The organism is Jeotgalibacillus sp. 10bf12, assembly GCF_055597105.1.
The window spans coordinates 1,121,172-1,145,061 of record NZ_CP200276.1 but is presented as its reverse complement, the minus strand read 5'-3'; the positions used below and the strand labels follow the sequence as shown (position 1 = coordinate 1,145,061).

Sequence of the window (23,890 nt, the reverse complement as noted above, 5' to 3'; positions counted from 1 at the left end):
AGTAGAGAATTTTTATTATTTCTCTGTCTACTTCGAAGGGAGCATATCAAATACCCGGCAGCTTTTTTATTTATAAATATCTTTCCTGTGACCAATTTCAAGTATTAAAATTGTAATGGTTTGATCATTAATGTCCGCAATCAGCCGATAATTTCCGATTCTGTAGCGCCACTCTCCTGAATGATTTGCTACCAACCCTTTTCCGTGCAGCCTGGGATTTTCGGTATCTACAAGGTTCTTTTTAATCCACGCCATAATGATTCTTGCCTGGTGTGGATCCATTTTTTTAAGTGTTTTACGAGCATTGCGCTCAAATTCAACTTTATACTTCTTCATCTGAATTTAGCTCTTCCATCATTTCATCAAATGAGATCGCTTCAGGTGATTGTTTATGTTCTGCCATCGCTTTTTTGTAAAGTCCAAGGTCCAATTCGTCTTCAATTTTTTCAAGTACCGCATCTCTGAAAAGTGCCGACAAAGAGATATTATTTGCCTGAGCGTATTCTTTAATTAACTTTTCATCCTCATCATCTAATCGAAGTGAAATCATACTCATCATTAACACCTTCCTTTGTCATACATTGTAATACGTTTTTTCATTTCCTGCAATTTAGATATATACTCTATTTTATTCATCAGAAAAGTTTAAGTGAGGAAACTTAATTTTAACTAACTCTTATACCTTTTCACCTGGAGGATTACATGAAACGAAAAAAATGGCTTCTTCTTATACTTGCACTATTCATACTGGTTTTCTTTCTGTATGACCAAAACAATCATTTAACAAAGAGTACCTACACCATCACTTCAGACAAGCTGCCAGCAGACTTTGAAGATTATAAGATTCTCCAGCTCTCAGACCTGCATAATAAGTCTTTCGGCCAAAACCAGCAGAAGCTCGTTGATAAAGTTAAAGAGTCTGAACCGGATATCATCGTGATCACAGGAGACATCATTGATGAAAGACGGTATGATGAAGAACCCGCTTTAACACTTGCTGAGGAAATGGTACAGCTCTCTCCTGTTTATTATGTGTCAGGTAATCATGAAATGAGATCAGGAAAATATGATGGATTGAAATCAAAATTGAGTGAAATTGGTGTTACTGTGCTGACAAACGAAACCACCCTGATTTCACACAATAATGCCAGCATACAGTTAGCAGGGGTTGAAGACCCTTCTCCTTCAGATGCATTCACTACTGGCGCTAATCTCCAACAGGCTTTCAACGCAGCTGAGAGTGATCTATTTACCGTGCTGCTTGCCCATAGACCTGAATGGTTTTCTCTTTACCGCGAGTATCAGCCTGATCTGATCCTCTCAGGACATGCACACGGCGGTCAGATCAGACTTCCATTTGTCGGCGGCCTTGTCGCACCAAATCAGGGACTCTTTCCTGAATACACTTCGGGTGTACACGAAGTGGATGGCTCCAGCCTGGTCGTGAGCCGCGGGCTTGGCAATAGCCTGTTTCCATTTAGAATATTTAACCGGCCAGAAATTGTTGAAATTGTACTAAAAACAAATTAAACGAATGGGAGTGGCATGATGAAAAGAGTAGATGTTGTGTATTCATTGATCACTGATGAAAAAGAAGAGAATGTACTGATGGTCCATAATATTAAATATGATAATTGGTCTTTACCTGGTGGATCTGTTGAACCTGGTGAGACACTTGCTGACGCAGCAGTGAGGGAAGCCCGGGAAGAAACCGGATTGAATGTTGAAGTCGGCCGTATTCTGACAGTAAATGAAGCTTTTATGATAAACGATCAGCACCATGCAATCTTCATCACCTTTGCTGCCAGCATAACGGGTGGTGACATTGAGATTCAGGATACAGAAACAGTCGCAAATGTGAAATGGGTGAGTTTGAATGAGGCGGATGAATTGATGCCTTATTACAAGGGCGGCTTGAAGCAATTGCTGAAGGGTGATGCTCCTTATGTATTTCAGGGTGAAGTGAAATAGTATTTGATCTGCAGCATTTCTGCATACTTTGTGGGTAAAGCAACCACAAAGGAGTTGATCGCATGAGTGATTACAAGAAAAACAGTATTACTTTAACCGGAGCGGTCGGTCTTGGCACCGGCGTGATGATCAGTGCCGGGATTTTCGCACTGCTCGGTCAGGTTGCTGAGCTGTCAGGGGCATGGTTCCCGCTCATGTTCATCGCAGGTGGAATCGCAACTGCTTTCAGTGCTTATTCCTATATTAAAATGAGTAATGAATACCCTTCTGCCGGTGGAATCGGTATGTTCCTCGTGAAGGCTTACGGTGAAACCACTGTCACAGCAGGTGCAGCTTTACTGATGGCGCTATCTATGGTGATTAACCAGAGTCTTGTCGCCAGAACGTTTGGTACATATACACTTCAGTTATTCGGTACGGATTCCGGAAGCTGGCTTGTACCGGTTTTAGGAGTAGGTCTGTTAACGACAGCATTTTTAATTAATATTGCCGGTAATTCATTTATTCAGACCTTCACTTCTATCATGTCATTGTTAAAAATCGTTGGTTTATCCATTTTCGCTATCGCGGGATTATGGGCAGCAGGCTTTTCTTTTGAAGCTGCAGAACCAGGAGGCAACCCGCCTGACCTGTCTCCTGCAAGCTATATTGCTGCTGTTGCTTTAACGATTTTAGCGTTTAAAGGATTTACAACGATCACAAACAGCGGTTCTGAAATTAAAGAGCCGAAGAAAAATGTAGGCCGTGCGATTATGATTTCAATCGCAATCAGCCTCTCTGTCTATATGCTGCTGGCATGGGCGGTTTCAGGAAGTCTGTCGATCACTGAGATTATTGAGTCAAAAGACTACGCGCTGGCTGAAGCAGCGAGACCTGCTTTTGGAGAATTGGGCGTCTGGTTCACGGTAATTATTGCAATTCTAGCGACTGTTTCAGGAATCATTGCCAGTGTCTTTGCAGTATCCAGAATGCTTGCCATGCTGACTGATATGAAGCTGATTCCACACAAACACTTCGGGATGCCTGGTGATATTCAGAAGCATACGCTTGTCTACACGATTGTGTTTGCGATGGCGCTTACGATTCTATTTGATTTAAGCAGAATTGCAGCAATCGGCGTTATTCTTTATCTGGTAATGGATATGATTATTCATTGGGGTGTGCTGAAAAAGCTGAAGGGTAAAGTGCAGGCTAACCGCGGAATTGTAACAGCTGCTTTGGTCATTGATGCAGTTGTACTGAGTGCTTTTGTCTGGGTGAAGCTGCAGCAGGATTGGCTGATTGTGGTAGTGGCTGTTGTGATTACGTTAGTCACCTTCATCGGAGAAAAGTTCTTTCTGAAGTCAGTTAGTCAGGATTAAAAATTTTAGTCATATAGAAAAAGCCGGTGCGCAACATATGCGTACCGGCTTTTCTTATTAGATGCTATTATACCGCCATCTTACGGCATTCTTCTGCACAATTGCGGCAAGCTTCTGCACACTGCTGGCAATGGTCATGATCATGCTTGGCACACTCATCTGCACAAGCTTCACAAATCTCTGCGCATAATCCGCAAATCTCACGTACATGCGGACTGTTTGTCTGCATCGCAGTAATCGCAAGTGAGCAGATATCTGCACATTCACGATCTGAACGGATACAATCCGCCATCATTTTTACGTCCTCTTCACTCAGGCAGGCATCAAAACAATGATTGCAGGCTTCCAGACACTTCTTACACGCTTCAAGACAATCCTGGTATTGCTGATTCATCTGTAGTTCCTCCTTTATGTAGTTCTAGTACATGCTTTCCCGATGAAATTATTGGTAAACAAATCTAGTCATATTCACGAAAAAACCTGTACTTCTGCATATTTTCTGCACAAAATCTGCGTATACTTGTTAGATGAGATGAGGTGTGAATGTGAATAGACTTTCAATGAAAATCAGTCTGTTTTATCTAATAGGCATTTCTATTATTCTAACTGTATCGTTATTTGTTATGCATAATCTACTCGTTGATCAGCAGGTTGAAAATGAGCTTGAAAGACTTCAGCAGCGCGGTGACAGTCATAGAGATGTGCTTGAGGAAAACTTTGATCCTGCAACCATCAGTCATGTCGTCATGATGGAAGAAAAAGCCCTGACCGAAGTGGTGGTTACAGACGCAAACGGTGTGATTACAGGATCATCTAATCAGGTTGAAACATATATAAATGAAAGCTGGTTATCTGCTCCTGAAGGAATCGCAGAAGACGACTGGCGCAATGAACCGTTTTTAGCTGCGGTCAGTCCCTTTGATAACGGCGGCAGCGTCATCATGCTTGAACCCACACAACAGGTGCAATCACTTATCAGGGAATTGAATCAGCATTTCGCGATCTCCGCTTTATTGACGGGATTATTTCTACTGTTCAGCCTGTATTTCCTAAGTCACTTCATTACAAAACCCCTGCTTTCCATACGAAAAGCAGCCGGTAAACTCAGTCAGGGAGACGTACTGACTGTTCCCGAAACAAAAAGGAACGATGAAATAGGTGAACTCGCCAGATCAATTACCAAAATCTCCGGTGACCTGCACCAGATCCAGACATCACGTAAAGCTTTTTTAACTTCTATTGCTCATGAGCTTAGAACACCGATCACCTATATTAAGGGGTATGCAGGTCTGTTGAAAAAAGAGGATTCGCCTTACGGAGGGATTATTTATGAGGAGGCAGAAAGACTTCATCAGCTGATAGAGGATTTATTCGAGCTTGCAAGATTGGAAGAACATAATTTCACGATAGAACCTGAACGAACGGATTTAGTGGCTTTTGTACAAGCTGTCACCGAGAGACTGAAGCTTGCTTTTGAAAAAGAAAAAATCAGCCTGCAGTTTATCGGGGACCCGCCTTTTTACAAAGAGATAGACCAAAAGCGCTTTGAACAGGTGCTCGTTATCTTGTTAGATAACGCATTAAAATATACGCCTGCTCAAAAGAAAGTCGTCGTTTCTGTTAAAAAAGAAAAAATCGAAGTAACAGATGAAGGACCAGGTGTTAGAGAAGATGCACTTCCTCATTTATTTGATCGCTTTTACAGAGTGGATACTTCCAGAAACAGAAATACTGGCGGCTCCGGTCTTGGACTTGCCATCGCAAAGGAAATTATTGAGGCACACCATGCCACTGTTTCGGCTGAAAATACTAAAACTGGTTTGAAGGTCACCATTGATCTGAAAGGAGTTTCCCATGAAGAAGATCGCACTCGTCGATGATGAACAAAGAATGCTCGATCTGCTCGAGCTTTACCTGAAGCCACTCGGTTATGAATGTATCAAACTGCGAAGCGGTGAAGATGCAATCGGCCTAGTAAAGGATGAAGAGCCGGATTTGATTATTCTTGATGTGATGATGCCTGTGATGGACGGGTTTGAAACATGCCGGGTGATCCGCAGGTTTTCAGATGTTCCTATCATTTTATTAACAGCATTGCATGAAAAAGAAGATATCGTAAAAGGGTTGCAGTACGGTGCAGATGACTACATCGTAAAGCCTTTTGATGAGGAAGAACTCGTGGCAAGAATCCACGCTGTATTCAGACGGACTTCTGATGACTTTGCCAGAAGAATTGAGTATGAAGGGCTAGTCTGGGATGAGTTTTCACACGAGCTGTCTTATCATGGAAAACAGCTCAAGGTAACACCTAAAGAGTTTTCGATACTTGGCCAACTGCTGAAAAACCCTGGACGCGCTTATTCGAGAGAGCAGCTATTATCGATTCTCTGGGGTTATGAAGCCTGGACAGATGGACGCACAGTGGATTCACACGTAAGAAACCTTCGGGACAAGCTTAGAAAAACAGGCTTTCCCGTTGAAGAACATTTACAGACAGTATGGGGAGTGGGTTACAAATGGATAAAATAAAGGCCGGACTGTTAAGCTCTTTCTTGCTTTTGACAGCATGTTCGTCAAATGCAGATGAAACATTTTATGAAGAAGTAAATGCAGACACGGGCCATGCTCACGTGCACGGAATGGACTATGTAGGTGAGGATCTGATGATTGCTACACATTACGGTCTTCTGAAAAAAGAAAATGATACGTGGCTCCATTCAACTGCCAACAATCATGACTACATGGGATTCACCGCATTTGATGAAGGATTTTATGCGAGCGGTCACCCCGAACCTTCAAACGACCTTGAAAATCCGCTTGGGCTGGTGAAGAGTACCGATCAGGGGGAAACACTTGAGCAGCTTGTATTTTCAGGGGAAACTGATTATCACTATATGTCAGCTGGCAAAAACACCGGCCGTCTTTATACTGCACTGATGCATGGGAATAGTGAACTTGAAGCAGGCTTTTATTATACAGATGATGAAGGCGACAACTGGATATCAATGCCGCTTTCAGGTCTTGAAGCAGAGTCAGTTTTTGGTCTGTCAGCTCACCCTGATCATCAGGATCAGATTGCAATTTTAACAAATAGAGGCCTTTATGAATCTACTGATGCAGGAGAGACTGTCACTTTGAAGGAGAACAGTGAAGGAACAAGTGCAGCACTCTATACAGAAAGCCAATTTTACACGGTTAAAAATCAAGTGTTCATTTCTCAGGATGAAGAATTAGGGCAGATACCACTTGAAGAGCCTGTTTTATATCTGGCAGTGAACCCATCTGATTCAGAACAAATCTATGCAGTTACAGGAGAGGGTGAAGCTGCAGTGACGGAGGATGGCGGAACCAACTGGACAGCTGAGGAAATCATTCCATCAGAATAATGTCCTACTAAAAAAGCTGAGAGCCTTAGCCTCTCAGCTTTTTGGTTATTCTGCAGATAATTCATCCTCTGTGACCCATTTATGATTCGTTACTTCTTCACCTGACTCCAGTGTGAAATCAATCATATAAACTGTTGTTTCTTCTGCAGTATCAATTGTTGCAGTAGCACCGTCCATGCCTTCCATATGCTCCGCTTCTACCTGCACCTCATCACCTTCTGCATAAGGCTCGTCTGCAGCGTCTGTAATTTCCTCATGAATGATCCACTTATGGTCTTCTACACGTTCACCACCATCAGTCGGGTCATACGAGATACTGTAAGCAACTGTATCATAAGCGCCTACGATCGTTGCCTCAGCACCTTCCATCCCTTCCATGTGTGCTTCAGTGATGATTGCAGTGTCCCCTTCTTCAAATGTCGGGTTTTCGGCCTCTTCTAATCCTTCAGGCACCTCGCCTGAGCCGGACATGTCCATGCCTGAGTGATCCATACCTTCCATTGAATCTTCATCTTCCATGTGGTCCATGTCATCCATATTTTCATCCATGTTCTCTTCCATGTTTTCGTCCATATTATCACTCATGTCGCCTGATCCCATGTCATCATCGCCGCCACAGGCTGCAAGCATCGCACTTAGGGTAAGCGCCATCGTGCCCATTACTAATTTGTTTTTCATTTGAAGATACCTCCTGTTATTTTAATTCATTCTTAATCTACCCAAAGAATGTGCAGAAACTTTGCAGAAAAGCAGCTTTGGCACATTGTCACAAATTTATCTTTTTTGAAATAGCGTAACAGTCATATACTTGGATGATGGAATAGCGGTGTTGATGCTAATTCCATCAAGTGGGGATGTTTTGATTCAATTTGGTTTTTTATTCCTTCAATATTGATTTTTATCCCTCAATATTGAAGCCGTTTCCTTCAGTGGGCTTTAGAGGCAGTAGAATTGTTTCAATTCATTTAACATTTGCTGCAAAGCTGTACATATTCCCTTCAAGTCAAAACACTTTTCCATCATCAATCGCCCTCTACAGCACCTCCATCAACCCCGCTTTTTTACTTCCACTCACCCTTCCACTAAACTATACATAACAAGTCTGACACTATGGAGTGATTCCAATGAACGAAAAAGCTTCCCCACTCATCATAATCGGCGCCAACATTGCCGCTGCAATTGTCTTCATTTCGCTGATTCTCAGATCGCAGGATGGATACGGTGCAGCTGATTTCGCTCTCATGATACTGATGCTCGCTGTCATCCTCTATATTAAAAAGCTCGAACAGGACACGTTATCTAAAAAGATGAAGCTCTACGCAAACGCCGGGTATTATGTGACCGCGCTTGTTGCGATTATCGTTTTTTATTGGTAAAACGTAAAAACCAGGAAGCCGATACCCTTCCTGGTTTTTACATCTACTCATATAAACTTTCCCATAATAAGCTCGTCCACATAATGATCCGGACCAAACTTCACATGCTTCCGCTTACGCCCTTCTTCTTCAAATTCCATATTTTTATACAAATGAATTGCACGCTCATTATCCGCAAACACTTCAAGTGAAATCTTCTCCACTCTGCCATCCTGTCTGGCCCAGTTAAATAAAGATTCAAGCAGCCTCCGTCCAATCCCCTGATTCGTATAAGCCTCCTGCACACTCATCCCAAACATTCCCTGATGACTGAACTTTTCCATTGAGGATAAGCGGAAATTCAACATGCCGATAACTTGTTCATCAATCACAGCAACCAGCACCACCCCTCGCTCTTCATGAGAACGAATCCATTCCTTTTCTTCTTCGACTGTCACACTGAACTCAGCTGGTGAGGTACCCATCTTATCAGCATTTTCAGCCAGAACCTGCTTCACGTGATCTCTGAGACCTTCTGCATCCTGCTCTTTTGCAGGTCTGATGACAACTTTTTGATCCATACATTTCTCCTCTATTCTATTACGCCTCTAGCGGTTTCATCATAAGTAACATCAAAGGATTCCTTTTGTCCGTTCCACTCTACTTCGAATTGCAAAACATCATCTTCATTTAATGTCGCACACCCGCCGCAGCTTCCGCCAGCTCTAATCACATCGGTTTGACTTAAATTAGCAGTTCCAGTCGACGATGCCCCTGCTCCCAAATCGATTTTATATGCGACCTCATCAGGATTTTCTTCTCCAATATGATAGATACGAAATTCCGTTTCCTGCTCATTGTCACCAAATTGAGAAGAAATATAATTCACACGCCAGTTTTCCGACTCCCCTGTATATACGAAGACGTCAGGCGTTTTGCTTACATCACCGCATCCTGCAAGTACGAAAAGTGTGATTAACAGCATCCATTTTTTCATTCCTCACCCTCCTCCGAAAACAACTGCTCAAGCATCCGCTCCCTGTGCTGCAGAAAGTACCGCGTAATCTGATAATGATCCGTCATTTCATACTCAATCGGTCTGATCTCACCATCATCAAAGCTTAATATCTCAGCATCCGGATAACCAAGCAGAATCGGTGAGTGCGTCGCGATAATGAATTGACAGCTTCCCTGTTTCTCAAGATCATGCATAATTTTGAGCAGTGCCAGCTGACGCTGAGGAGAAAGTGCAGCCTCAGGCTCATCCAGCAGATAGATCGCTTTTTGCTGAAAACGGTTCGCAAAAAGAGACAGAAAGGATTCACCGTGGGACTGCTCGTGCAGCGACTTCCCGCCATAAGAAGCATAGGTTCGCCCATCATCCTGCGCCATTTCATCAAGATGTGTCGCGAACTGGTAGAATGATTCAGCACGAAGAAAAAATCCATTGGTCACCTTTGGCATCCATGACAGTCTGAGATAAGGGCCGAGCGCTGAATCTGAGGCATGAAGATCGTATGTATTGTTCCTTCCACCACCCGCCGGATTGAAGCCGCACTGGTCCGCAATCGCTTCTAAAAGTGTTGACTTCCCTGAGCCATTTTCGCCTACAAAAAACGTAACGTTCTTATTCAACTCCATCTCACTAAACGTGCTGATCGCAGGAATATGAAATGGGTATTGGTGTGAATGCTTAATTTCGTTCCGTTTCAACGCTACTTTTTTCAGAAACATCCTACTCACCTCTTTATATACGTACGGTTCAACGGATTAAATGTTACGTGAGTTTACTCAAATGCTCATGAATCAGCTTCCAGCCGTCAGCCGTTTTCGCAAAAACATTGGTCGCCCGTCCGCTTCCTGAGATCCGCTTTCCTTCATAAACACCTTCGTACTGATAAACGTATACGCAGGTAGCAGAAGATTCATCTGTGTGCAGCCATCTGATATCAACCGCCGAATAGACCTCTTCTTTAATCACCGCCCACGTACTTTCAAAATAAGCCTGTATCTCCTCATGCGTTCTGCAGGTCTGACTCGTGAACCAGAATAATGCGTCCTTGTGCAGCACCTGTCTCACATTTTCAAAATCGTGTGTATTTGTCGCTTCTATGTATGTTTGGAGTGTGTCTTGTGGTGTCATAGTAAGCATTCCTTTCTATTGTGAAGTCTCCTACCACTTCTACAAAAAATCCCATATTCCCTTCATTCATGTTAAATTAACTGAAACGGCTACACTAAAGGAGTATAGATACATGTCACAAACCAGCGTTCAACAATTCATCAAACAATATAAGCTTTTTGAAAACGATCAAATCCAGCAAACCCAGCTTCAGCATCGCTATGCGCTGGTCGAAGCTTTTGGAATTAAAGAGGGCATGAAGGTACTCGAAATCGGTTGCGGACAGGGTGATACGACTGTTGTACTGGCAGATACAGTTGGTGAAAGCGGCCATGTGACGGCTATTGATATCGCGCCTCCTGACTATGGAGCACCCTTTACACTTGGAGAGGCACATGAGCGGATTAATCAGTCAAAGCTTGGTGCAAGAATTGATTTTCATTTGGAAACAGATTTTCTCGAGATGAATTCGGATAAGCAATATGATGCTGTTGTTCTCTCCCATTGCTCATGGTATTTTCACGATCCAGCTCAACTGCTTGCCTATTTTAAAAGGATTCGTTCAATCAGTAACACGCTGTGCTTTGCAGAGTGGGATATGCAGTTTGGGAAAATTACGCAGCGGGGACATTTTTGTGCTGCATCTATTTTAGCGCTGTATTCCCAGTTCACTGCAAACGATGGAAACATTCAAAATCTGTTTGGGAAAAGTGAGATTGGAAAAATGATAGAAGATGCCGGGATGAAGTTAGATCAGGAACTGCGTGTTGATGCTCATTTTCTTCAGGATGGCCAGTGGGAAATTGATTACGCCAAGGAAGTTAGTAAAGAATTTGCAGCTGCACCTGTCAGAATTCAGACGCTTATTCAAAATTATGCGGATATGTTAGGTGTGGATGGAAAGAATGAGTCCCTTGATAGTTTTGTGATTGTGGCTAAATGACCCTATAAAACAAAAGGTCTTAGAATCCAACACAGGATTCAAGACCTTTTTCTTTTTTTCTCGGTAAAAGTAAATATCAAGGCAGCCACACTTAGGGTCAAAGCCACCAACGCAACAAGCAGATTGTATTCATGTCTATCTGTGAAATAAATTACAACACCTGTAACCATTACCGCGGCCAGTAAAATGAGCAATATGGTCCTGATCAGTTCTCTATTCATCATTTTCCCTCCCTTCAGACAATATCTATCATACATCCTGTCTTTTAAAAATGGTAATGCAAAAAATTCCCCGGAACTTCCAGCCGCTTTATCCGTATCTTAATTAACAAACCTCCGGAGGGATCTACATGGAAAAGACACTTGAGAGAAAACAGCTGGACCTGAGAAAAAAACTGGATGAGAAACGAAAGCTTGAGAAACGTATGTTAAATGTACGTTCACAGCTGACTGAGCATGAAAAGAAAAAGCAGGAGCTTGAGCAGAGTCTGTCAAAAGAACAACTGGATCTGCATAAAATGGACCGCTTTTCTTTAGTAAATGTTGTGCGTAAGTGGAAAGGCACACATGAAGAACTGCGCGAAAAAGAGTATGATGAAGCAGCAAAGGCTGAGCTGAAGCTGAATGAGCATGAACAAATGGTCGAGGACCTGAAGAGTGATGAAGCTGAGCTGGAACAAAATCTCTCAACTTACTCATCTGCTGAAAGTGACTGGGAAGCATTCCTCTCAGAAAAAGAACGCTGGATTAAACAACATGACAGTGAGACAGCACGTGAAATCGATCTCCACCTGAATCACTACTCAGACCTTGATGCGCTTTTAGTTGAAATCGATGAAGCCATTTATGCCGGACGCAGCGCAGAGTCTGCTCTTGAAGCTGCACTTAAAAACCTTAAGTCCGCTCACGGCATGTCTACATGGGATACATTTCTTGGTGGTGGGATCATTGTAACTGCCATGAAGCACAATGATCTTGATCAATCACAGGATGCCCTGCACCGTGCTCAGAGAAGCCTGCGTAAGTTCGAAGCTGAATTGAAGGATGTAAAAGACGAAACGACTGAAGCGATGGATGTGGAAAGAGGGTCCTTTATTACTTTTGCAGACTACTTCCTTGATGATATTTTTTCAGAATGGACGATTCACAGCCGGATCAATGACTCGATCAGTAAAGTAGAAGATACCAAATCAAAAGTTACACGTGCTGTCGGCAACCTTCAGAAAGAACGCGGTCTGGTGCTCCACCAGCAGGAAGAGGTCTGGGATCGCTATCAGCATTGTATTGAAAACAGGTAAATATTAAAACAGGAGTGAAGGTATTGAACTGGCTTTTTATTGTTTCCCTATTGATCGCCCTATTGATTGCAGGCAGCTCATTTTTCATTAAATTCAAAACAAGAAAAATGAACCCCCGCGCTTTCACACAATTTATTAAGTCTCATCCTGAGACCGTCTCGCTAAAGGTTCAGCGTAATGGCGAAGTACTCGTTGCCCGTCAGGAAGATCTGATGCTCCCGCTTGCAAGCACGGCAAAATTGGTGATTGCAGTCGAGTATGCAAAACAGGCTGCATCAGGCATGCTTGATCCTGATGAGCAGATCCCGCTCTCAGCACTCGAGACGTTTTATTTTAAAAGGACGGATGGCGGCGCGCATGAAGCCTGGTTGAAAGAGAACAGCCAGGATCCGGTCACACTCGCACAGGTGGCTGAAGGTATGATGCATTACAGCTCTAATGCCAACTCAGACTATCTCATGCACAGGCTCGGACTGGACCGTATTAATCAGACACTTGCAGAAACCAGCCTGACTGATCACGAGCCGATCTTCCCATTTGTCGCAGCACTTGCAGTTCCTTATACGCTGACGACAGAGCAGAACCTGACGCTTGAGGGCGCTAATGCGGAAGTCCGCGACATGTCGAAAGAGGAATACAGAAATATGACGATCATGATCATGGAACGCTGGCTCAAGCAGCCATGCACGGATCAGGAAAAGCAGCAGATTCTGAAATGCCTGACTGCGCCTGCCCAGAAAAACTGGTCTGATCACCTAACCCGTTCAAATGCAAAAACGTATACTGATTTCATGGAAAAACTGAACAGTAAAACATTCTTTTCAAAAGAGGTGCACAGTCACCTGGATCCACTGCTTGAACCGCTTATGGAGAAAAAGGAAAATCGCGAATGGCTGAAACATGCCGGTCAAAAAGGCGGTTCCACCCCGCATGTGCTGACTTTTTCACTGTATGCAACTGACCTTGAAGACAACCGGACTGAAATCTCATTTTTTGCTGATGGACTTGTCCTGCTTGATCAGATGAGACTGTCGAAGTCGATGAATGATTTTCAGAAGGCGGTTTTAAAAGATGAATCTTTCAGGACACATTTGGTTCAGGAATTAGTTCATGAAAGAGAATTAAAATGAACGGATTAACGATACAGAAAATACAAGCCGATAATTGGCGGACATTCACCAGTCTTAAAGTAGCTGAAAACCAAAAGCATTTCATAGAACCAAATGAAATCTCTATGCTTGAGTCCTTTTACGACACAAAGCACAACTGGACCTGCATCGGTCTCTATCAGCTTGAGCAGCCAGTCGGATTCATGATGATCGGCGCAGAGAACAAGAAAGAACAGTACCTCTGGCTTGACCGGTTTATGATTGATCAGCACTTCCAGGGCAGTGGTCTCGGAAAAGTCTTAATTCAGCTTGCGATTGATTATATCTTTACTCATTATGACGTGAAGGAAATAGTGATCAGCATTAAACCGGAGAATTATAATGCAAAACGCTTTTATCAAAAAGCCGGATTTAAGGATACCGGACTCATTGATCCTGAGTTTGATGAAGATATTTTTGTTTATAAGAAGAATAAAGCGGAATAACCATTATGGTCATTCCGCTTTATTTTTTCACATAATGCAGCATCACAATCTGATTATAAACCTCAGTTCCTTCAAGCTTTAATTCTGTATACTTTGTCCCCTTCGGAAAAAGCGGAATCCCTTCACCCAGCACGACAGGAATCACTGCGATATAAAACTCATCAATACTGTCAGACGCCATACACGCTTTAATGACTTCTCCGCCACCGACAATCCAGACCGGACCACCGTGTTTGTTCTGCAATTCAGGGAGCAGCGTATCCACTGAATCTGAGGTGAAATTCGCATACCCATCCTCCTGCGCAGTTCTCGAAAGCACATACACCGGCCGATCCTGATACGGCTTTTCATCTGTCATTTTCAGAACTTCCTGATAGGTGCGATTCCCCATCAACACTGACGAAATCCCACTATAGAAATCGCTGTAACCATTGTCCTCCTCCCCTTCAGCTTTCAGCAGCCAGTCCAGGGAATGGTCTTCTTTTGCAATCATGCCATCCAGACTCATCGCGATATATAAAACATTTTTACTCATACGATTCACCCCCTTCTCATTCAGTTTACACGAAAAGGCCTGCCTGATTATCAAATAATCAGACAGGCCTTCAGTCTTATTTCCGATCAAACGTCCACTCCACCCCATCGCGCGCCATCGCCATTTCGTACATTTTCTCAGAAATGTTATCAGGCGAGAAATGCGTATCCGGCTTAACAAATCCGTTAATCGTCAGAGTACCAACGTAAATATCCTTTGATTTCAATTCCTGATGAAGTGTCATAGCAAGGATACGTATCGCAGCCTTCCCGACAGATACAGAAGCAAAATTCTTCATCGGCTTCACGCCAAGTACGCCACCTGTCATCAGAATTGTGCCGCCCTTATCCATATAAGGAAGCGCAGCCTGAACGCTTGCCAGTGCTCCTACCGCATCTACCTGAAGGTCATTCAGTAAATCAGCAGGATCCGTCTCAGTTGGTGCTCCCTGACGGAATGTGTAGGCATTATACATGAGAATATCAATTCGTCCATAGAGATCATTCACATATTTAATGGCAGCTTTTAAGCTCTCATTTGAAGCTGCATTCGCATAAAAAGACTCCGCTTCGATATCCAGCTCCTCAAGCTCATCCACAGCTTCAAGCAGCCTGTCCTCATCTCTTGCAAGTAGTGCAATCGTATAGCCTTCCTTACCAAACCTTTTAGCGGCACTGAGTCCAATTCCCGGACCTGCACCAATAATCACCATCACTTTATCTGCCATCAGGACCCTCTCCTTTTAGATAAAAATAGAATCATTCTGCTTTTAAGCTAGCACGCGCTGCAGAAAGGATTCAATTTTCAATATTCAGGAAAGTGTTTTACTTCCGCCAGAATGTTGTACACTCTGCTTTATCCTTTAGATTAAACTCAATCATCTTCCCAAGCAGCTCGTAATCCACTGGCTTCCCCCATGGAAAACGGACAAGCATTTTACTATGGTCATGCCCTGCTTGTCTGATCTCATCTGCAAAATAATCAATACCTGCCTTTTCAGGTGATACAGCAAGGTGCTTTTTTGACGTGCTAAACGCAATAATGAATGTACCGTGATGCGTGAACATCGGCTGGTTCCAGCCAACCCGCTTTGCAAGCTCAGGATAAGAGTCACTCACCCAGTCAAGCACCTTTTTTGTTTGTTCACGATGGTCCGGATTTTCAATTGTCTCTAAAAATTCTTCGAAAGTTTCCATCTTGATGCCTCCTATTCGAGTTAAAAATATGATCATCATTTGCCTCTCTGTGATTCATTTCGACAACCGCCAGTGGGTCCCCTTCTATATATTGTTTATTAACAATTGATAATAAAAGGAAATTCAGTTACATGTGTCGAACCAAAACGTATATCAAACTTTACAAAGCGGGGTGTCTGGATTGGAAAACTGTTTTATTTGTAAAAAGCATGATGGAGAAATCGAAACAGTCGGCAGTACAATTTACGAAGATGAGTATATTTATATCGGACATATTGATGGCAATGAAAATCCAGTGTATCTTGGACATCTTGTTATAGACCTGAAGAGGCACGCACCTACTTTAGGTGATATGAACATGAATGAAGCTTCGGCTTTCGGAGTCGCTGTTACAAAAGTCAGTAAAGCACTGATGGATGTCAAAAATGCTGAGCATATTTATTCGTTTGTGACGGGTCATGCAGTACCTCATTTACATATGCATATCGTTCCGCGCTATCCAGATACACCTGAAAAATACTGGGGTCCAAACGCCGTCTATGACTGGGAAGATGCACCAATGGGGAACGCTGATGAAGTACAATCTCTATGCGAGCGCCTCAAAGCCTATATGGATACCCATGAGTATGCGTAAATCATTGAACTGGATAGGCAGTAACGAGCACTTTATTGACCACCCTTCCTCTATCAGCCTGAATCACGTGACAATCGGCCGCTATGGGGGAAATTCAGAGGCTGGTCAGACGAAAAATGAGGATGGCTGCCTGGTCTGGGTTGACCCTGAAGAAGACTGGGAGTTTGTCATGTTGCTTGATGCGCACCATTCGGCTGAAAGTGCAGAACTTGTGTTAAAAGAAATTTCGTCCCATAAAAATACCTTTAGCGATCTGTTGTCCTCCAAGCTGACGAACTACACTTTCATACAATTGGAGGAAGAGGTTTTGTCTGTTTTTTCAACTGAACAATTTCTCTCTGAATGTCAAAAGGTACGAGGAGAAACAGCCTGTTTGATTGCTGTCAGAAAAAATCAATATATTTGGTGGTTTTCTGTTGGAGACTGTCTGCTTTATTTATTTCATGAAGAATTGCTTCAGTTGGGACAGTATCAATTAAATCAGAGGCAATTCTACGAATGGATTGGTAAAGCAAATACGTTTGATCAGACGGTTCTTTGTTACAGTACCGGAAGAAGAGAGTTAAGAACAGGAAAAAACCGTATCTTTATGACTACGGACGGTTTAATTGAGTGTCCTGGAGAACCTTATGCAAAGCCTTCGTACATTTGTGAGTCATTTGCTGATGCCGATGATCAGAGCATTGTTAACCTTATGCTAGAGCGCTTAAAAAGTCATAGTGTTAAAGACAGCACAACACTTATCACGTGGGAAGTAGAGAATAAACAGCAAGCAGCCTGGCCTGATGAAGCAAAAAATAAAAGTGGAAGAACTTGAGCTGCTCTCTGTTCTTCCACTTTTGCATATAGGTACAACTATAAAAATCAAGGTTTTGGATAAATTGAAAACGCACTGATAAAAATGACGCCTATACAGATAAAAATAAACACATAGATAAACACACTCCACCAGCCAAACGTGCGGCTATATCCCTTTTGAAAAAAGCTGCTGATCAACAAAATGAAACTGATTCCAGGGAGGAATACATAGAAAAAACTGAATCCAATTAAATTCTCCTGCGTCATCAGAAAGATGTTTAAGTGCGCCAGTGAGATTAGTGAGATGATAAAAGCCCATACACTGAGTTTTGACTCACCTTTTTTCTTTTTTACCAATTCCATAATCTCACCTCTCCCATCCGAATTGCCCTGACATCTTCATTTTCTCTCAGTTTCAATAATTCTTCAGACGGCCCTGTGATTACGCCTCCGTATGCATTTAGTCCATTCTGTTCTAAATAGTCTATTCTCTCATCAAGTTCAAGCCATTTTGTCCTGGCGATTGCTGTAGCCTGCTCTTCATAGCCTGACAAAAATTTAAGGCTTTCCATGAACTGCTTATCATTCTGATCCTGCCAGTTATAAGGAGACCAGTTATTTCCTGTCTGTGCAGGATACCCAATAGGCGGCAGATAACCGCCCTCAGTTCCCTGCGCAGCAGCATCAAGACCAGTATCCACTGCATACCAAAGCCATTTCGCATCTGTACCATCTATTAATTCACCCATCTCACCAACCGGGACTGTGCGATCAAGTGACACATATATTTCCGATACGGTGCCTTCAGGTAAGTTCTCCAGTGTATCCCAACCTTCATTCAGACTATTACTTTCACCACTATCCGGATGGAACAGAAGCCGCTCCTCACGCTGAGGAATCTCTTTCGGTGGCTGATCAATTGTATAATTTCTATCTGGAAAGTCTGCCTGATTAAAGCGAAAAGGTACAACCCATTCTCCCTGCTTAATCGTTGATTCACCAACCTGTTTATATAAGTCCATATATACATCAAACGTAAAGAGACCCATTTCATACTCAATATTAAATTCATCCACACTCGCGTTCGGTTCAGTGACATACACAGTATGATACGCTACATCAATCAGGGTATTTGCACGTTCAATGAATCCATAATAAATGTAGCTCCCGAGCATCAAAATCGGAAAAATCAGTAAGAGTATCATCACAACGTACCCTATGACTGTCAACTTTGCGCTGCGTGCACTTCTTTTTAAAATCTCACCTACTCTTTCAGGCGGCAATTCATCCTGTGGAAATGTTTCATTCATTACATCCTGATAAGCTTCTGCCTGTTCAATTTTCAGTTCAACTTTGGCTGCTTCCTTATCAGACAGCTCACCGGCATAATATTTTTTCAGCCTTTTTTTGAACTCTTCACTCATCCTGCTCACGTCCTTTCCTCATCAGCGTCTTTAACTTCCCTCTTCCGCGAAATAAATAAGATTTTAGTGTATTGATGTTGACATCCATTTTCAAAGAAGCTTCCTGCAAGGAGTATCCCTGCAAGTCATACAATAGAATTGCCTGTTTGTGCTCCGGTTTTAAAAGATCCAGATGTTCATACAGATCCGCTTTTTCATCTTTCTTTACAACCAATGCTTCAGCAGAAGCCCCTGATTCCATATGATTCACAATTTCCGGTGAGGCCGGCTGTACATTTTTATTTTTTCTCAAATAGTCGATAAATGTATGATAAGCAACCTTGAACAGCCAGGCTTTGATTGAGACAGGCGGGTGATCATCAAAGGCACCAAATATTTTAATAAAAGTATCCTGCGTCAGATCCTCTGCAAGGGAGCGGTCTCTGCATAGCGAGAAAAGGTAACGGTATACATCATTGACATAGCGCTGATAGATCTCTTGTACTTCCAATACCTTTCCCCCTTCCACCTAAATAACGGATACACATGGAATAAAGTTGCAGTTATGGTGAAATTAATTTAGATAAGTCAAACCACTCTTTAAAATTGTTATTCCTTCTTTAAAAAGTCTTTTTTCACCAATCCACCTACTTGCTTTCTAATAGATAGGTAAAATATACTATCATTAGGCATAGTATATTTTTAGGGGAGATCTTGTATGTATATAGCCAGACAACCTATTTTTGAAAAAGATTTAAGCACCTTTGGATATGAGTTGTTATTCCGTTCCTCCCCAAACGCACGTGGGTATGACGGAACAGACGCCAATCTATCAACAATCACTGTATTGCAGGGGTTACTAGAAGCAGGACTTGGGAAGATCAGTGACTATTCACATGTCTTTGTTAATTTTACGAGAGATATGTTATTAAGTGACCTGGTCGAAGTCATTCCTCCTGAGCAAATGGTCATTGAAATCCTTGAAGGTACAATGATAGATGATCAGCTGATCAGGCGCGTTCAGCATTTAAAAAGTATTGGATATAAAATTGCCCTAGATGATTTTGATGCTGATCTGGGGAAATATGAATTAATAGATGATGCAGATATCATTAAGTTCGATATCCGCGCAACACCACTTGATACCATCAGTTCCCAGGTAGCAGAGGCACTGATTAGAAAAAAGGTGCTGTTAGCTGAAAAAGTGGAAACACTCGAGGAATTTGAACTGGCTAAGGAAATGGGCTTTCACCTGTTTCAGGGATATTTCTTCAGCAGACCGAACATTATCACGAGAGCGACTTATAAACGCCAGTACAAACATACATATTTACGTGTACTTCAGGAATTAAAGTCACCGGAGCCCTCTTATCAGAAATTGACTGAGATTATTGAAACAGATGCGTCACTCAGTTACCGTCTCATGAAAATCATCAGTCACAGAAATCAAAACCAGCTGTCTTATTCAATTAAGCGAGCACTTGTTCAAATGGGGATTAAAAACTTTGAAAGGTGGATTAATATCCTGATGCTGCAGGACCTTTCTGAGGATAAACCTGACGAACTGCTTAAGCTTTCACTGGTCCGCTCGAAGTTTGCGGAGCAGCTGTGTGAAGCTAGCCACCTGCAGGAGCGGAAAATCGATGCAGCAGTCATGGCCTTATTCAGCACCATTGATGCCATTTTAGATGACCATATGGAAAACGTCTTAACAACCGTTCCATTATCACCGGAAATTAAAGCGGCACTGCTAAATGGAGACAGCCTGCTTGCTCCCATTTATTACACAGTCATGTGCTTTGAAAAAGGTGATCTGGCATGCGTAGAAAAATGGGCCAGCGAGCTGAATATTGATACTGACCTTTTAAATAACATGTATGTAAAAGCTGTGGAATGGGCAAATGAAGTTTATCAGTGAGCGGGGAGACAGTGTCCCCCGCTTTTTATGATTGTTCAGCAAACGCTTCTTCCTTCCCCGGCTTCCACAAAAACACGCAGAATACGCATGATAACAACAGCATGAAAAGTGCAGCCGTGACAATGGCCTCCCTCAGTGAAAACAAGTCCGCTGCCGTTCCAAGTAACAATACAAATAATACCTGAAACGCACTTTGTCCCAGCTCAAAAACGCTTGTCACCCGTCCCATGATCTCAACAGGTACATTATTCTGATAAAAAGTAGACATTCCCGTATTCAGGAAGGAATTAAAAAACCCAAGTAAAATGAAGCCTGCTGCAATGCTTGCAAACGACCATGAAAAAGCATAGATCACATAACCCGCAGACATCAGCAGCAAACCAGTTGTTGTCATCATTCTGATCGAAATTTTCTCAGACAGCACTGATAAAACAAGTGCTCCCGCTATCGAGCCAATCCCCGTAATACTGATCAGTAAGCTGTATTCAAGCTCTGACAAACCTACAACTTCTCTCGCAAACACAACCTCCTGCGCATCCATTGCAAATGTAAACAGCAGGATGGCGATAAATCCTATATATACAATCGCCACATAAGATGATTGCTTCACAAAATCAAATACCACTGTAAAATCAGTTTTCACCTGCTGAATCGTGAGCTTAGGAATCGAAGCCTTTTCAATCTTTTCGATTTCAGGTAATAACAGCATTGATCCTGCTGCCACTATAAAAAAGAAGGCATTAATCCAGAGTGTCACATGAATAGATGTGAGTAAAATCAGCGTTCCAGCCACTGCCGGCCCGACGATAAAAGCACCTGAAGATGTAAATGAGCGAATGGCATTGAACCTTTTTCGCATAGACTGTTGTATAAGCATCGTCATGTACGTCACAGATGATGGATTAAAAAACGACTTTGCAATACTCAGCAGGACAAGAATGACATAAATGACCCAGACATTCGGCGCAAGTGGAATCAGCGCAATCAGCCCTGCTCTCGCAATATAGGTTGCGATCATCACTTTTTTCTTACTCCTGTAATCAATGAAGCTGCCAGTCCAGAACTTCATCACAATATTTGTTAACGGTGCCACAATCCACAGCCCGGCAACCGCTGCTGCAGAACCGGTCATATTCAGGACAATGAGATTGATTGCAACCAAGTAGATAAAATCTCCGATCGAGGCGATACCCGTTGAAGCAAGCAGTACGCCAGGGTCCCTCCAGTGACTCAGTTTTTTCATGACGTTGTACCTCTTTGCGTCAGTTTTAGCTGATATGTATTAAGAGCAGGAACTTTTTTCAGGTCGGTGCAGCTGAAGAGGTCGGTTGCAAAGGAATCTGTCGTATCGACCTCAGGCGTTATTTTAGTAAAGCCCAATTCTTTCAGCTCAGTCAGCTGCTTTTTTAAAATGGGTTTCAGTACTTCTGGACCCTGTCCTGCGGAAGTACCAACCAACCCTACTTCCACTTCTTCATCATTTACAGGATGTAGCATAATATAGCCTGTGAGCTGATCAGTGAATGTAGCGTAGCTGTGCTGCAGATCAGGGTTGTCATCAAGCAGCAGGCTTTCCCATACTTGGAGCGGTTTTTCTGCGACAGGACTGATGAGATGAGTGGCAGTATAGTTGGCTTTCAACAGTTGAAAAAAGCTTTTTTTCAGGATGGGATCCTGTGTGATTTCTTTTAAAGTAAGCAGACTATCTGCTGGTTGAATGCCTTTCAAATCTTCCAGCATAGTCTCAATTTCAAGTGTCGGCATAAACGTTTGCCGGACCAGTTCGAAGCCATTGTTTAAAGCAATTTTCTTGAATATGTGTTGATTGTCATCAAACGACCACATGGCGTGATCATACCGCTCAGTATCGAAGTGGTCCTTCAGGTCTGACAAAAGTGCTTCAACAAGTATCTCCTGTTCCAGAACATGCTGATCAGTTAGAATGGAAATCCTTTCTCCATGCGGATGAAACTCTTTTCCCCAGCTTAGTGCAAACCCAACAATCGTTTGTTTGAGAGTTGCTGTGCATAAATGATGATACGCTTTTTGATTGATCAGGCTGGAAACAGTTTTTAGATCCCCTTTTAGACCAGAGCTGACCATAGAAGGCTCCAGGTCAGTTGGATGCTCTATTTTAAACATAGTTCACCTCTTATGTAGTAGTTTGTAAAGCAGATTGTGGATGCGAGCGTCAGGATCGCTATTCCTTCATTTCAGCATTTATTGCTTCATATTGAGTGTGGATTACTTCAATATGAAAATGATTGCGTCAAAATGCATGATGATTCCATCAGCAGCCATAGCGTCACCTGTATTTCTATCAACTTAGTTGTGAATTCCTTCAGTGTCTGCAATGATTCCTTCAACTCACAACCCGATTCCTTCAGTCGCGAGAATGGACTTCAGCTACCACAAAATTCATTAAGTGACCCATCCTTCTAAACCATTATATGTTAACATTAATATTGATTGAATTTTACGAAAATGGAAAGGAGGCACGAATTTGTCACAATCTGCGCATGTATATACGGTGCCAAAACATATCATTTCAGCGGCTACGATTGTTGTGAATGACAAGAATGAGCTACTGTTGATTAAAGGACCAAGAAGAGGCTGGGAAATGCCTGGCGGTCAGGTAGAGGAAGGTGAATCACTGGAAGCGGCTGCGATCCGGGAGACGAAAGAAGAAGCCGGTATTGATATTGAATTGATCAGGTTTTGCGGGGTTTTTCAGAATGTAGAGCGATCGATTTGTAATACATTGTTTCTCGCAAAACCTATTGGTGGAGTTTGTACAACTTCCCCTGAAAGTCTGGAGGTTGGCTTCTTTCCGATTGATGAAGCGCTTGAAAAGGTAACAGTTGGAAATTTCAGAGAGCGGATTGAGCGGTGTCTGGATTCGGAAAAACAGCCTTTTTACGTAGCTTTTTAATTTTTTGATTGAGAGGTAATGACATGTATCCCTACAGCAGCTTTACACATCTTTTAATGATTATCTTACTCTGGTGGGTCATTCTGTTTGTATTTCAGAGATTGTCTAACCGTTATCCTGAACCTAACCCAATCAAAAAAGATTTGATCATTACCTTAGTACAAAGCACTTTATTTGTCATTCTTTTTCCAATTATTTTTAATTTCTTCAGGTAACTTCATAAAACTTTTCAAGGAGGCATTACTATGATGTTTGATATAGGTCCTGCTCTCTTCCCACTGCTTGTCTTTTTTACATACATTGCTGCTGTTGGTTTCGTGATCTGGTTCATGGTCAGCCTGATCAGAATCCAGCGTGAGAAAAATGAACAGCTAGCTAAGATTTCAAGCGGCCTTCATTTGATTAGTACAAAGCTTGATAAAGAATAAGCTTACACAAAAAGGGA

The 23,890-nt window shown here is 42.5% G+C and carries 33 protein-coding genes; 16 read left to right on the top strand and 17 right to left on the bottom strand.

The features are described from left to right. Window positions 1–66: 66 nt before the first annotated feature. Together DH10bf12_RS05840 and relB are read right to left on the bottom strand one after the other, a co-directional pair. On the bottom strand, window positions 67–336 hold the full coding sequence (locus tag DH10bf12_RS05840; RefSeq protein WP_471737582.1) for a type II toxin-antitoxin system RelE family toxin: 270 nt from the start codon (window positions 334–336) through the stop codon (window positions 67–69). Beyond that, complete coding sequence (gene relB / locus DH10bf12_RS05835) at window positions 323–559, bottom strand: type II toxin-antitoxin system RelB family antitoxin (RefSeq protein WP_471737581.1); 237 nt, start codon at window positions 557–559, stop codon at window positions 323–325. Before relB ends, DH10bf12_RS05840 begins: the two co-directional genes overlap by 14 nt. 143 nt (window positions 560–702) lie before the next feature. On the opposite strand from relB, the gene DH10bf12_RS05830 reads away from it, so the two are divergent. The 3 genes from DH10bf12_RS05830 (at window position 703) to DH10bf12_RS05820 (ending at window position 3,332) form a co-directional block, all read left to right on the top strand. Next, entirely contained in the window at window positions 703–1,530 is an 828-nt protein-coding gene (locus DH10bf12_RS05830; RefSeq protein ID WP_471737580.1) for a metallophosphoesterase, read from the top strand. Between the two features lie 18 nt (window positions 1,531–1,548). Next, window positions 1,549–1,971 (top strand): NUDIX hydrolase, encoded by a 423-nt coding sequence (locus tag DH10bf12_RS05825; protein WP_471737579.1) that lies wholly within the window; start codon window positions 1,549–1,551, stop codon window positions 1,969–1,971. Window positions 1,972–2,033: 62 nt separating this feature from the next. After that, on the top strand, window positions 2,034–3,332 hold the full coding sequence (locus DH10bf12_RS05820; RefSeq protein WP_471737578.1) for an APC family permease: 1,299 nt from the start codon (window positions 2,034–2,036) through the stop codon (window positions 3,330–3,332). Window positions 3,333–3,399: 67 nt separating this feature from the next. Here DH10bf12_RS05820 and DH10bf12_RS05815 read toward each other — a convergent pair whose 3' ends face one another. Then, window positions 3,400–3,726, bottom strand: a complete 327-nt coding sequence (locus DH10bf12_RS05815) for a four-helix bundle copper-binding protein (protein ID WP_471737577.1) — start codon at window positions 3,724–3,726, stop codon at window positions 3,400–3,402. Between the two features lie 151 nt (window positions 3,727–3,877). Here DH10bf12_RS05815 and DH10bf12_RS05810 point away from each other — a divergent pair, with 151 nt between their 5' ends. The 3 genes from DH10bf12_RS05810 to DH10bf12_RS05800 are packed head-to-tail and all read left to right on the top strand — an operon-like array spanning window position 3,878 to window position 6,718. Then, window positions 3,878–5,212, top strand: a complete 1,335-nt coding sequence (locus tag DH10bf12_RS05810) for a sensor histidine kinase (RefSeq protein WP_471737576.1) — start codon at window positions 3,878–3,880, stop codon at window positions 5,210–5,212. Further along, complete coding sequence (locus tag DH10bf12_RS05805; protein ID WP_471737575.1) at window positions 5,187–5,861, top strand: response regulator transcription factor; 675 nt, start codon at window positions 5,187–5,189, stop codon at window positions 5,859–5,861. Before DH10bf12_RS05810 ends, DH10bf12_RS05805 begins: the two co-directional genes overlap by 26 nt. Then, a complete protein-coding gene (locus DH10bf12_RS05800) occupies window positions 5,849–6,718 on the top strand; it encodes a F510_1955 family glycosylhydrolase (RefSeq protein ID WP_471737574.1) in 870 nt (289 codons plus the stop codon). The genes DH10bf12_RS05805 and DH10bf12_RS05800 overlap by 13 nt, the downstream gene beginning before the upstream one ends. 45 nt (window positions 6,719–6,763) lie before the next feature. Here DH10bf12_RS05800 and DH10bf12_RS05795 read toward each other — a convergent pair whose 3' ends face one another. Beyond that, the gene (locus DH10bf12_RS05795; protein ID WP_471737573.1) at window positions 6,764–7,396 is read right to left on the bottom strand and encodes a YdhK family protein; all 633 of its coding nucleotides are present in this window, start codon (window positions 7,394–7,396) and stop codon (window positions 6,764–6,766) included. A 446-nt stretch (window positions 7,397–7,842) separates the two neighbouring features. Here DH10bf12_RS05795 and DH10bf12_RS05790 point away from each other — a divergent pair, with 446 nt between their 5' ends. After that, window positions 7,843–8,094, top strand: coding sequence for a hypothetical protein (locus DH10bf12_RS05790; RefSeq protein ID WP_471737572.1), 252 nt, complete (start codon window positions 7,843–7,845; stop codon window positions 8,092–8,094). A 47-nt stretch (window positions 8,095–8,141) separates the two neighbouring features. On the opposite strand, the gene DH10bf12_RS05785 is transcribed toward DH10bf12_RS05790, so the two are convergent. The 4 genes from DH10bf12_RS05785 to DH10bf12_RS05770 are packed head-to-tail and all read right to left on the bottom strand — an operon-like array spanning window position 8,142 to window position 10,216. Beyond that, on the bottom strand, window positions 8,142–8,654 hold the full coding sequence (locus DH10bf12_RS05785) for a GNAT family N-acetyltransferase (protein WP_471737571.1): 513 nt from the start codon (window positions 8,652–8,654) through the stop codon (window positions 8,142–8,144). 11 nt (window positions 8,655–8,665) lie between these two features. Then, window positions 8,666–9,070 (bottom strand): hypothetical protein, encoded by a 405-nt coding sequence (locus tag DH10bf12_RS05780; RefSeq protein ID WP_471737570.1) that lies wholly within the window; start codon window positions 9,068–9,070, stop codon window positions 8,666–8,668. Then, entirely contained in the window at window positions 9,067–9,807 is a 741-nt protein-coding gene (locus DH10bf12_RS05775) for an AAA family ATPase (protein ID WP_471737569.1), read from the bottom strand. Before DH10bf12_RS05775 ends, DH10bf12_RS05780 begins: the two co-directional genes overlap by 4 nt. 43 nt (window positions 9,808–9,850) lie before the next feature. Continuing rightward, the gene (locus tag DH10bf12_RS05770) at window positions 9,851–10,216 is read right to left on the bottom strand and encodes a YybH family protein (protein WP_471737568.1); all 366 of its coding nucleotides are present in this window, start codon (window positions 10,214–10,216) and stop codon (window positions 9,851–9,853) included. Between the two features lie 112 nt (window positions 10,217–10,328). Between DH10bf12_RS05770 and DH10bf12_RS05765 the strand changes: the two genes are divergently transcribed. Then, the gene (locus tag DH10bf12_RS05765) at window positions 10,329–11,138 is read left to right on the top strand and encodes an SAM-dependent methyltransferase (protein WP_471737567.1); all 810 of its coding nucleotides are present in this window, start codon (window positions 10,329–10,331) and stop codon (window positions 11,136–11,138) included. Between the two features lie 38 nt (window positions 11,139–11,176). Here the strand turns inward: DH10bf12_RS05765 and DH10bf12_RS05760 are convergent, their stop codons facing one another. Beyond that, on the bottom strand, window positions 11,177–11,359 hold the full coding sequence (locus tag DH10bf12_RS05760) for a hypothetical protein (RefSeq protein ID WP_471737566.1): 183 nt from the start codon (window positions 11,357–11,359) through the stop codon (window positions 11,177–11,179). A gap of 128 nt (window positions 11,360–11,487) precedes the next feature. Here DH10bf12_RS05760 and DH10bf12_RS05755 point away from each other — a divergent pair, with 128 nt between their 5' ends. From DH10bf12_RS05755 to DH10bf12_RS05745, 3 genes are read left to right on the top strand one after another with little or no spacing between them, the layout of a single operon-like run. Beyond that, the gene (locus tag DH10bf12_RS05755) at window positions 11,488–12,435 is read left to right on the top strand and encodes a hypothetical protein (protein WP_471737565.1); all 948 of its coding nucleotides are present in this window, start codon (window positions 11,488–11,490) and stop codon (window positions 12,433–12,435) included. Between the two features lie 23 nt (window positions 12,436–12,458). Beyond that, window positions 12,459–13,565 carry a serine hydrolase gene (locus tag DH10bf12_RS05750; RefSeq protein ID WP_471737564.1) on the top strand — a complete coding sequence of 369 codons (1,107 nt, stop codon included), beginning with the start codon at window positions 12,459–12,461 and terminating at the stop codon, window positions 13,563–13,565. Next, window positions 13,562–14,029, top strand: coding sequence for a GNAT family N-acetyltransferase (locus tag DH10bf12_RS05745; RefSeq protein WP_471737563.1), 468 nt, complete (start codon window positions 13,562–13,564; stop codon window positions 14,027–14,029). Before DH10bf12_RS05750 ends, DH10bf12_RS05745 begins: the two co-directional genes overlap by 4 nt. Window positions 14,030–14,048: 19 nt before the next feature. Here the strand turns inward: DH10bf12_RS05745 and DH10bf12_RS05740 are convergent, their stop codons facing one another. The 3 genes from DH10bf12_RS05740 to DH10bf12_RS05730 form a co-directional block, all read right to left on the bottom strand. Further along, window positions 14,049–14,564, bottom strand: coding sequence for a dihydrofolate reductase family protein (locus tag DH10bf12_RS05740; RefSeq protein ID WP_471737562.1), 516 nt, complete (start codon window positions 14,562–14,564; stop codon window positions 14,049–14,051). Between the two features lie 76 nt (window positions 14,565–14,640). Next, window positions 14,641–15,291 carry an SDR family NAD(P)-dependent oxidoreductase gene (locus DH10bf12_RS05735; RefSeq protein WP_471737561.1) on the bottom strand — a complete coding sequence of 217 codons (651 nt, stop codon included), beginning with the start codon at window positions 15,289–15,291 and terminating at the stop codon, window positions 14,641–14,643. Between the two features lie 97 nt (window positions 15,292–15,388). Continuing rightward, window positions 15,389–15,760 carry an iron chaperone gene (locus tag DH10bf12_RS05730; RefSeq protein ID WP_471737560.1) on the bottom strand — a complete coding sequence of 124 codons (372 nt, stop codon included), beginning with the start codon at window positions 15,758–15,760 and terminating at the stop codon, window positions 15,389–15,391. 181 nt (window positions 15,761–15,941) lie between these two features. Between DH10bf12_RS05730 and DH10bf12_RS05725 the strand changes: the two genes are divergently transcribed. Next, window positions 15,942–16,394, top strand: coding sequence for an HIT family protein (locus DH10bf12_RS05725; protein ID WP_471737559.1), 453 nt, complete (start codon window positions 15,942–15,944; stop codon window positions 16,392–16,394). After that, window positions 16,387–17,211, top strand: a complete 825-nt coding sequence (locus DH10bf12_RS05720; RefSeq protein WP_471737558.1) for a PP2C family serine/threonine-protein phosphatase — start codon at window positions 16,387–16,389, stop codon at window positions 17,209–17,211. Before DH10bf12_RS05725 ends, DH10bf12_RS05720 begins: the two co-directional genes overlap by 8 nt. 47 nt (window positions 17,212–17,258) lie before the next feature. Here the strand turns inward: DH10bf12_RS05720 and DH10bf12_RS05715 are convergent, their stop codons facing one another. The 3 genes from DH10bf12_RS05715 to DH10bf12_RS05705 are packed head-to-tail and all read right to left on the bottom strand — an operon-like array spanning window position 17,259 to window position 19,106. After that, window positions 17,259–17,555, bottom strand: coding sequence for a hypothetical protein (locus DH10bf12_RS05715; protein WP_471737557.1), 297 nt, complete (start codon window positions 17,553–17,555; stop codon window positions 17,259–17,261). Continuing rightward, window positions 17,543–18,616 (bottom strand): anti-sigma factor, encoded by a 1,074-nt coding sequence (locus DH10bf12_RS05710; protein WP_471737556.1) that lies wholly within the window; start codon window positions 18,614–18,616, stop codon window positions 17,543–17,545. The genes DH10bf12_RS05715 and DH10bf12_RS05710 overlap by 13 nt, the downstream gene beginning before the upstream one ends. Next, entirely contained in the window at window positions 18,609–19,106 is a 498-nt protein-coding gene (locus DH10bf12_RS05705; RefSeq protein WP_471737555.1) for a sigma-70 family RNA polymerase sigma factor, read from the bottom strand. The genes DH10bf12_RS05710 and DH10bf12_RS05705 overlap by 8 nt, the downstream gene beginning before the upstream one ends. A gap of 207 nt (window positions 19,107–19,313) precedes the next feature. Here DH10bf12_RS05705 and DH10bf12_RS05700 point away from each other — a divergent pair, with 207 nt between their 5' ends. After that, entirely contained in the window at window positions 19,314–20,513 is a 1,200-nt protein-coding gene (locus DH10bf12_RS05700; RefSeq protein ID WP_471737554.1) for an EAL and HDOD domain-containing protein, read from the top strand. A 25-nt stretch (window positions 20,514–20,538) separates the two neighbouring features. Here the strand turns inward: DH10bf12_RS05700 and DH10bf12_RS05695 are convergent, their stop codons facing one another. Then, entirely contained in the window at window positions 20,539–21,756 is a 1,218-nt protein-coding gene (locus DH10bf12_RS05695) for an MFS transporter (RefSeq protein WP_471737553.1), read from the bottom strand. After that, window positions 21,753–22,655 (bottom strand): hypothetical protein, encoded by a 903-nt coding sequence (locus DH10bf12_RS05690; protein WP_471737552.1) that lies wholly within the window; start codon window positions 22,653–22,655, stop codon window positions 21,753–21,755. The genes DH10bf12_RS05695 and DH10bf12_RS05690 overlap by 4 nt, the downstream gene beginning before the upstream one ends. 361 nt (window positions 22,656–23,016) lie before the next feature. On the opposite strand from DH10bf12_RS05690, the gene DH10bf12_RS05685 reads away from it, so the two are divergent. Together DH10bf12_RS05685 and DH10bf12_RS05680 are read left to right on the top strand one after the other, a co-directional pair. Continuing rightward, window positions 23,017–23,445 (top strand): NUDIX hydrolase, encoded by a 429-nt coding sequence (locus tag DH10bf12_RS05685; RefSeq protein WP_471737551.1) that lies wholly within the window; start codon window positions 23,017–23,019, stop codon window positions 23,443–23,445. A gap of 245 nt (window positions 23,446–23,690) precedes the next feature. After that, the gene (locus DH10bf12_RS05680) at window positions 23,691–23,873 is read left to right on the top strand and encodes a hypothetical protein (protein WP_471737550.1); all 183 of its coding nucleotides are present in this window, start codon (window positions 23,691–23,693) and stop codon (window positions 23,871–23,873) included. The last annotated feature ends 17 nt before the right edge of the window (window positions 23,874–23,890 follow it).